6 protein-coding genes are annotated in these 7,953 nt (G+C 65.7%); 2 read left to right on the forward strand and 4 right to left on the reverse strand.

Features of this window, described 5'->3' with window-relative positions; translation table 11 throughout:
* Positions 1 to 99 precede the first annotated feature (99 nt).
* Complete coding sequence (locus tag ACDELDRAFT_RS16565) at positions 100 to 1,083, reverse strand: Bug family tripartite tricarboxylate transporter substrate binding protein (protein ID WP_005798931.1); 984 nt, start codon at positions 1,081 to 1,083, stop codon at positions 100 to 102.
* Between the two features lie 120 nt (positions 1,084 to 1,203).
* Here ACDELDRAFT_RS16565 and ACDELDRAFT_RS16570 point away from each other — a divergent pair, with 120 nt between their 5' ends.
* Entirely contained in the window at positions 1,204 to 2,133 is a 930-nt protein-coding gene (locus ACDELDRAFT_RS16570) for a LysR family transcriptional regulator (RefSeq protein ID WP_005798932.1), read from the forward strand.
* A gap of 46 nt (positions 2,134 to 2,179) precedes the next feature.
* On the opposite strand, the gene ACDELDRAFT_RS16575 is transcribed toward ACDELDRAFT_RS16570, so the two are convergent.
* A complete protein-coding gene (locus ACDELDRAFT_RS16575; RefSeq protein WP_005798934.1) occupies positions 2,180 to 3,163 on the reverse strand; it encodes a Bug family tripartite tricarboxylate transporter substrate binding protein in 984 nt (327 codons plus the stop codon).
* Positions 3,164 to 3,232: 69 nt separating this feature from the next.
* Positions 3,233 to 4,411 (reverse strand): CaiB/BaiF CoA transferase family protein, encoded by a 1,179-nt coding sequence (locus ACDELDRAFT_RS16580; RefSeq protein WP_005798935.1) that lies wholly within the window; start codon positions 4,409 to 4,411, stop codon positions 3,233 to 3,235.
* A gap of 356 nt (positions 4,412 to 4,767) precedes the next feature.
* On the opposite strand from ACDELDRAFT_RS16580, the gene ACDELDRAFT_RS16585 reads away from it, so the two are divergent.
* Positions 4,768 to 5,655 (forward strand): LysR family transcriptional regulator, encoded by an 888-nt coding sequence (locus tag ACDELDRAFT_RS16585; protein WP_005798936.1) that lies wholly within the window; start codon positions 4,768 to 4,770, stop codon positions 5,653 to 5,655.
* Positions 5,656 to 5,688: 33 nt separating this feature from the next.
* Here the strand turns inward: ACDELDRAFT_RS16585 and ACDELDRAFT_RS16590 are convergent, their stop codons facing one another.
* Entirely contained in the window at positions 5,689 to 7,761 is a 2,073-nt protein-coding gene (locus ACDELDRAFT_RS16590; RefSeq protein ID WP_005798938.1) for an acetoacetate--CoA ligase, read from the reverse strand.
* Positions 7,762 to 7,953: the final 192 nt, after the last annotated feature.

Consider the following 7,953-nt stretch of genomic DNA (forward strand, 5'->3'; position numbering starts at 1 on the left):
CGCCCAGGGTCTGGGCGGCCCAGGGGCCGGCCAGCACGCGCGACAGGTCCAGCACCTTCACGTGCTGCAGCGCGCCAGGTTGCAGGGCGGCCGGCTGGGTCATTGCAGCGGCACCTTGGCCTGGGTGACGATGCGCTTCCACAGCGCGATCTCGTTCTTCTGGAACTCGTGCATCTGCGCGGGGCCGCCGGTCATGGGAGTGGCGCCCAGCCGCTCGTAGAAGGCGCGGGTCTCGTCCATCTTGGAGATGGTGGTAAACAGCTCGGCCAGCTTGGCAGTCTCGGCCGCCGGCGTCTTGCTGTTGACCATCGCGCCCACCCAGGTGTAGGCCTCGAAGGCGGGCAGGCCGGCCTCGCTGGCGGTGGGCACGTCGGGCGACGTGGCCACGCGCTTGTCCGCCGCCACGGCCAGCACCTTCACGCGCCCGCCCTTGGCCAGCTCCTGCACGGCCGTGACTTCGGCAAAGGCGTAGTCCACGGTGCCACCGGCCAGTGCGGTCATGGTCTCACCCGCGCCCTTGAACGGCACGTGCACGGTCTGCACGCCGGCGGTGTCGTTGAGCAGCTCGCCCATGAGCTGGTAGCCGGCCGATCCCGCGCCGAAGTTCACCTTGCCCGGGTGGGCCTTGGCATAGCTGACCAGCCCCTTGAGGTCGGCGAAGGGCGCCTGCGGGGCCGTGGCCAGCATGGCGGGCGAGCGCATCATCATGGTCAGCGGCGCGAAGTCCTTCACCGGGTCGTAGGGCAGCTCCTTGAACAGCGCCGCGTTCACCGCCAGCGTGGAGTTGCTGCCGATGAAGACGGTGTAGCCGTCGGCCGGGCCCGACAGCACCTGCTTGACGGCTATGAAGCCGTTGGCGCCGGGCTTGTTCTCCACCACCACGGCCTGGCCGGTGAGGTCCTGCAGCTTGCGCGCGAAATAGCGCGCCGAGGTGTCGGTGCCGCTGCCGGGCCCGAAGGGCACGACGAACCTGATGGTCTTGGATGGGAAGGCCTGCGCCTGTGCGGCAGAGGCGAGCAGGCCGCAGGCGGCCAGCAGGCCCGCGCTGGCCAGGGCACCCAGGGTGGTTCTGCGCGTATGCATGGATTTGTCTCCTTGGTTCTCGGTTCTTGGGGCCTCATCGGGCCTGCACGCACTCTAGTCAGCCGCCCCACATGCTGTCTAATATTAAAAAATGAATAATCAATACTTTTTGGATATCGCATGAACCTGCGGCAGCTGCGCCAGTTCGTCACGCTCGCGGAAACGGGCAACTTCCACCGGGCGGCCGAGCTGCTGCACATGGCACAGCCGCCGCTGTCGGTGTCGATCCGCAAGCTGGAGGAGGAACTGGGCGGCCCGCTGTTCGAGCGCGGCTCCTCGGGGGTCCTGCTCACGCCCGTGGGCCAGGCCATGCTGGCCGATGCGCGGCTTGCGCTGTTCCACGCCGAACAGTGCCGCCAGGCCGTGATGGACGCGCGCCAGGGCCAGGGCGGCGTGCTGCGGCTGGGCATCATCGGCTCGGCCACCTATGCGCTGCTGCCCGAGCTGATCCCCTCGCTGCGCGAGCGCTTTCCAAAGATCGAGCTGGAACTGACCGAGGCCACCTCGTCCGAAATCCTCGACGGGCTGGTATCGCGCCGCTTCGATGCCGGCCTGGTGCGCTACCCGGTGCTGGATCCCAGCCCGTTCGAGTTGCTGCCGCTGGACCGCGACGACTTCGTGCTGGCAGTGTCGGAGCGCAGCACGCTGGCGCAGCGCGATGCCATCGCGCTGTCAGAGGCCGCGCACGAGCCCTTCATCATGTACCCGCAGGACAAGGTGCCCAGCCTGTCGGCCCTGGCCATGGTGCGCTGCCAGTTCTCGGGCTTTGCGCCGCGCGTGGCGCAAGAGGCCATGCAGGTGCAGACCATCATGAGCCTGGTGGCCTCGGGCCTGGGCGTGGGCCTGGTGGCGGGCGTGGCGCGGCAGGTGGTGCCGCGCGGCGTGAAGTGCCTGGCGCTGACCGACAACCCGCCGGGCTTTCACGTGGGCATCGCGCTCGCGCGGCTTGCGGGCGGAACCAGCCGGCTGGTGGAACGCTTCACCGAGCACGCGCTGCGCTTTGCGAGCGTGTCGCGCGTTGAGGGGCAGAACTGGGATCGCCCGGGCTGAACCGCAGCATCAGCGAAACCCCGTTGAGCCCCCAAAAAAAGGCGCCCTACTGCCGCTCCAGCCCTGCCTCGCTGATGATCTTTGCGAACCGGCCTTGCTCCTCTGCCAGGAACTTCCCATAGGCCGCGGGCGTTCCGCCATAAGGCTCTGCTCCGTTGGCTTCGAGCTTCTTGAGGAATTCTGGATCCTTGAGCGTCTCGTTGACCACCTGGTTCAAGCGTTCGATGACCTCCTTCGGCGTGCCGGTCGGTACCACGATGCCGTTCCAAGCGGTGAGCTCAACGCTCGCAATGCCGGTGGATTCGGCGAGTGTGGGAACGTGGGGTAGCAAGGGAGAACGGACCTTGGAGCCGACGGCAAGCGCTGTCAGTTGCCTGTTCTGCACGAAAGGCAACACGGTGTTGAGCGTCGTCATGAAGGTCTGCGTCTGGCCACCCACCAGATCCGTAAGCGCAGGTGCAGTGCCCTTGTATGGAATGTGCGTGAGCTTCATGCCGAGCTGCGCTTCCAGCATCGCGAAGGCGAGGTGGTCGATGGTGCCTGCGCCAGACGATGCATAGTTCATACTCCCCGGACTCTTCTTCGCCAGCGCAATGAACTCCTGCATGCTGCTGGCCGGCACCTTCGGGTGCATCGCCACGACCAGAGGCACACCCACCGTTCTGGCCACAGTGGCGAAATCCTTGAGGGGATCGTGCGTCGCGGACTTGTACATCAACGCCCCCAGCAAGAAAGACGACGTGTTGTAGAGCAGCGTGTACCCATCCTTGGGGGCACTCGCGGCCGCCGTGGAGGCCACGTTGCCTCCGGCTCCGGGGCGGTTGTCCACAACGACCGGCTGGCCCAGTTTATCGGTCATGTACTGGGCGAACAGTCGCGCATTGACGTCGGTCGGTCCCCCGGCCGGGAATGCCACCAGCATGCGGATCGGCTTGTTGGGGTAGCCGCCCTGGGCTTGCACCCCATTCATCGATAGCAGCGCAGCACCGGCCACGAAGCTGGCGGCAAGCCGCGTCAAAGTCCTTGTCATTTATGTCTCCTGTCGTTGTTTGGCCCTGCGGCCCTGCTCTCCATCCAAAGGGGCTCAGACTGCCCCTCTTTACAACGCTGGGCTTGCGGTGGTTGCCGCAAGCTTGGCAGCTTCCTTGAGTACTTCATCGGTGTGCTCGCCCAACAGCGGCGCCGGTCGCGTTACCGAGGGGGGCGTGCGCGACCAGTTGCCCAACCCCGCCATCTCCACCATTGGACCTTCCGTGGGATGGAGCGTCTTTTTGAAGAAGCCCACCGCTGCGAGATGGGGGTCGTGCATGAGGCTCTCGAGTGTGTGCAGGGGCATGACGGGAATGTCCAGCCGCGTGAGCTCTTCGATCCAGTAGGCGGTCGGCCGGGTGCGCAAATAGCCTGCCACCTCCGCATAGAGCGCGCTGATGTGGTGCGTGCGCGCCGCAATCGTTGCCATACGGGGGTCTGCGGCATAGCGCTCCTCGGCACCGACGAGTCGAAAAAACGAGCGCCAGTGCTTGGATGTGTACAAGACCGTGCAGACATGACCGTCCGCCGTCGCATAGGCCTGCCGGGAGGGCGCCAGCAAACGTTTGTATCCGATACGGCCTTCAGGTGGGTCATACGTATGCCCCGCCATGTGTTCGCTCATGACGTAAGGCACCATCGTCTCGAACATCGGAACCTCGACCGCTTGCCCCATGCCCGTCTTCATGCGATGGAGGGCTGCCGCCAGGATGGTCGTGGCCGCTGCCTGGCCCACGATGCGATCCACGATGGCCAGTGGCACATACCGTGGAACACCATCGCCCACCTCGGCGATCAGAGACGGAACGGCGCAAGCCGCCTGAATCATGTCGTCATAGGCCGCACGCGCAGCATAGGGGCCGTTTTGTCCATACCCGACAAGGGACACGTGGATGATGGACGGATTGGCCTCTAGAAAGTCCTCATAGGACAGCCCCAGTCGTGCCAGCGCCGCCGGACGCACATTGCTCACGAAAACATCCACGGTTCGGGCAAGCTCCAGCAGCGCGGCGCGGCCCGCCGAGTTCTTCAGGTCCAGAACAACGCTGCGCTTGTTTCGATTCACGTGCAGGAAGCCAGCACTCATGCCGGGGCTCCGCATGGGCCCCAGGTGACGCACCGTGTCGCCCTCGGGCGCCTCGACCTTGATGACATCGGCACCCATGTCTCCCAACACTTGCGTTGCAAACGGCCCCATCAGGACCGAGGTCATGTCCAGAATACGCAGTCCTTCCAGTGGTCCCGCCATGTCTCCAACTCCTTCTGTGAACAATCAGGGACACACCCGGCTACAGCGACCGGTGTTGAAACCCGGATGCAAGTCGCTCACGGTTCACCTGCCTACTGGGCCATTTCTTTCGATGCTGCCGAGATTAGGGATCGCAGGTCGCTGCGTCTAATATTGTTTGGAGCGAATGCCATACCCAATTTGTATGGCCGGTAGTGGTTTTCCAGAGAGTCTTCTTGAGAACGTTCCAATGGCGACGCATGGCTGACACACTGGTTACGTATCTCTTCGCCGGGTTTCCATACCATTTGAATTTTTTCAACGCATCCGGCCCATGCCTGCCTATGGCGCGCTGCTTGCCTCCACACCTTTCGCCCATGGATCTCAAGCGCATCCGACACTTCGTTGTACTGGCCCAAGCGGGAAGCTTTCGCCGTGCGGCTGAACGGCTCCACATGGCTCAACCGCCGCTGTCCGTCTCCATCCAGAAGCTCGAGGCAGAGTTGGGCACGCGTCTCTTCGACCGGGGGCCAGCAGGCGCGACCCTCACTACCACTGGAGAAGCGGTGTTGCGAGAGGCCAAGCGCCTGCTTTTCTACGAGAAGCAAGTACTGGGCGCCGCCCGCGACGCCATGGCTGGGACCGGGGGAACGCTGCGCATCGGCTTTGTTGGCACCACGACCTTCGGGCTGCTGCAGCGGCTGCTGCCCGCCTACCGGGCTCTCTGTCCTGCCGTCGAACTACAGCTGCGCGAAGCCACTTCGGTGTCCATCATCGAGCAGTTGGAGGATGGAGCACTCGACCTGGGCTTGGTGCGAACGCCGCTTATGATCTCTACGGCGGCAACGCTGCTCCCACTGGAGCCGGAACGGCTCATCCTGGCCCTCCCGAAGGGGCATTTCCTGTCCAAGCGCGACACCATCCGGGTCCACGACCTCGCAGGAGAGGGCTTCCTCATGTATGCCGAAGGTATGGCGGCCAGCCTGCGCTCGCTGGCGATGGCTGCCTGCCAGAGGGCGGGCTTCGTGCCCCGCATCACCCAGGAGGCCACGCAGGTCCAGACCCTCCTGGCCCTGGTTGAAAGCGGCCTGGGCGTTGCACTGGTCCCGTCCGTCATGCGCCGGTATGCCAGCGAAGTCATCGAGTACCGCGAACTGGCCGATCTTGCACCCGACGAGAGCATGGCCTTGTGCCTCGCCTACCTCCCAGGCACGGAGTCACCAGCAGCCGCGCGGTTTCGCGAAACGGCAACGAAAATGCGCTGAAGTGGGCGCCCATCGCGCGCTTCCAACTACGTTTTATGAAGCGCCATAGGTCGCACGCCGCGCGGCAAAGTCCACGTACCAGTCCAGGCAGCCCGGGTTGGCCATCGCGTCCTTGTTGACCACCTTCTCGATGGGCTGGCCCAGCAGCAGTTTCTTGATGGGCAGCTCCTGCTTCTTGCCGGAGAGCGTGCGCGGCACCTCGGCCACGGCGAAGATGTCGTCGGGCACGAAGCGAGGGCTCAGCGCCGTGCGCACCGCGCCGTTGATGCGCGCGCGCAGGGCCTCGTCAAGCACGCTACCCGGGCGCAGCACCACGAACAGCGGCATGTAGCTGTCACGGCCCAGGTATTCCAGATCGACCACCAGGGTGTCGAGCACCTCGGGCAGCGCTTCGACCGCGCTGTAGATCTCGCTCGTGCCCATGCGCAGGCCGTGGCGGTTGATGGTGGCATCGCTGCGGCCATAGATGATGCAGCCGCCGTTGGCGCCGATCTTGAGCCAGTCGCCATGGCGCCACACCGCACCCATGCTCGCGGGGCCGTCGCCGCCGCCGGGCTGGCGGCCGTGGCCTGCGGGGTACATGTCGAAGTAGCTTGAGAGGTAGCGGCTGCCGTCCTGGTCGCCCCACAGGTACAGCGGCATCGACGGAATCGGCTGCGCGCAGACCAGTTCGCCCACCGCGTCCTGCACGGGTCGGCCTTCGGCGTCCCACGATTCCACGGCAGCGCCCAGCATGCGGCACTGCATTTCGCCGGGCACCATCGGCAGCTCGCGGTGGCCGCCGATGAAGGCGCCGCAAAAGTCGGTGCCGCCCGAGATGTTGTTCCACCAGATGTCGTTCGTGCCCAGCGCCTCGAACTGCGCCGTGCCCCACTCCTGCACCTCGGGCGACAGCGGCGAGCCCGTGGTGCCCAGCGCGCGGATGCGGGTGAGATCGCCGCAGTCCGCCAGCACAAGCCCCGCCTTCATGCAGTTGGCAAAGAAGGCGGCGCCCGCGCCGAAGAACGTGACGCCCGTCTCGGCCGCAAAGCGCCACAGCACGCCCCAGTCGGGGTGTTCCTTGCTGCCGCCGGGGTTGCCGTCGAAGATCACGCAGGTGGTGCCCGACAGCAGGCCGCTGGTCTGCGCGTTCCACATCACCCAGCCCGTGGAGCTGTACCAGTGGTAGCGCTCGCCGAAGCTGTTGAGGGCATAGCTGCTCCCGATGTCGTTGTGGATCACCTTGAGCTGCAGCGCCACCAGGATCATCCCGCCATGGCCGTGCACGATGGGCTTGGGCAGGCCCGTGGTGCCGCTGGAGTAAACGATCCACAGCGGGTGGTCGAACGGTAGCCACATCGGCTCGAAAGCCGCAACTTCGGCATCATTTCGGCCTGTAGCGCTTTCCCAGTCTACCCAGCCAGCTATTGAAACAGAAGCATCCAGATTGCCCAGCAGCAGGGCGTGCTGCACGCTGGGGAGCTGCTCGCGCAGTTCGGCCAGCACGCTGCGGCGGTCGTGGTCGCGGCCTCCGTAGGTCACGCCGTCCACCGCGATGAGCACCTTGGGCTCGATCTGGCGGAAGCGGTCGAGCACGGCGTGGGTGCCCATGTCGGGCGCGCAGATGCTCCACACACCGCCGATGCTCACGGTGGCCAGGAAGGCGATCATGGCCTCGGGCACATTGGGCAGGTAGGCGGCGACGCGGTCGCCCGGCTGCACGCCCTGGGCCTTCAGGTGCAGCGCCAGCGAGGCCACCTGGCGGCGCAGTTCGGGCCAGGAGAGTTCACGGTGCAGGCCTTTTTCATTGCGGCTGATGATGGCCGGCTGGCCCGCGGCGTGCGCCGCATCGACGTGGCGCAGCGCCTGGCGTGCGTAGTTGACCTGCGCCCCGGGAAACCACAGCGCCCCCGGCATGGTGTTGCGGGCCAGCACGGCGGTGTGCGGCGTGGGCGACTGGATGTCGAAATAGTCCCAGAGGCTTTGCCAGAAGGCATCGAGGTCGGTGGTGGACCAGCACCACAGGGCGTCGTAGCTGTCGAACGCCAGGCCGCGCTGGTCGCGCAGCCACGTCTGGTACAGGCGGATCTGGGGAATGAACGGGGGGGTAGTGTTTGTTGTCTCCATGGCGACGCAGCGTACCAGCGGCACCGGGTGCGGGCCAAGGCCGGACCGTCGCCTGATTGACAACCCGCCGTGGTGGTCGCATGGTGTGACCACTGAGGCTGCGGGTTGGGCTTGGGCGCCGCGCGTCCACCTCGCTGCGGCGGTGGCACATCGGTGCCAGCCACCACCCTCCGCGTGCGACCGCCGGCGCGT

Source organism: Acidovorax delafieldii 2AN (assembly GCF_000175235.1).
GTDB classification, from domain to species: domain Bacteria; phylum Pseudomonadota; class Gammaproteobacteria; order Burkholderiales; family Burkholderiaceae_C; genus Acidovorax; species Acidovorax delafieldii_B.

Excerpts from the sequence above, each read along its gene's own strand:
- ACDELDRAFT_RS16585 (WP_005798936.1), top strand. The coding sequence starts at position 4,768 with ATGGATCTCAAGCGCATCCGACACTTCGTTGTACTGGCCCAAGCGGGA.
- ACDELDRAFT_RS16570 (WP_005798932.1), top strand. The coding sequence starts at position 1,204 with ATGAACCTGCGGCAGCTGCGCCAGTTCGTCACGCTCGCGGAAACGGGC.
- ACDELDRAFT_RS16565 (WP_005798931.1), bottom strand. The coding sequence starts at position 1,083 with ATGCATACGCGCAGAACCACCCTGGGTGCCCTGGCCAGCGCGGGCCTG.
- ACDELDRAFT_RS16580 (WP_005798935.1), bottom strand. The coding sequence starts at position 4,411 with ATGGCGGGACCACTGGAAGGACTGCGTATTCTGGACATGACCTCGGTC.
- ACDELDRAFT_RS16575 (WP_005798934.1), bottom strand. The coding sequence starts at position 3,163 with ATGACAAGGACTTTGACGCGGCTTGCCGCCAGCTTCGTGGCCGGTGCT.
- ACDELDRAFT_RS16590 (WP_005798938.1), bottom strand. The coding sequence starts at position 7,761 with ATGGAGACAACAAACACTACCCCCCCGTTCATTCCCCAGATCCGCCTG.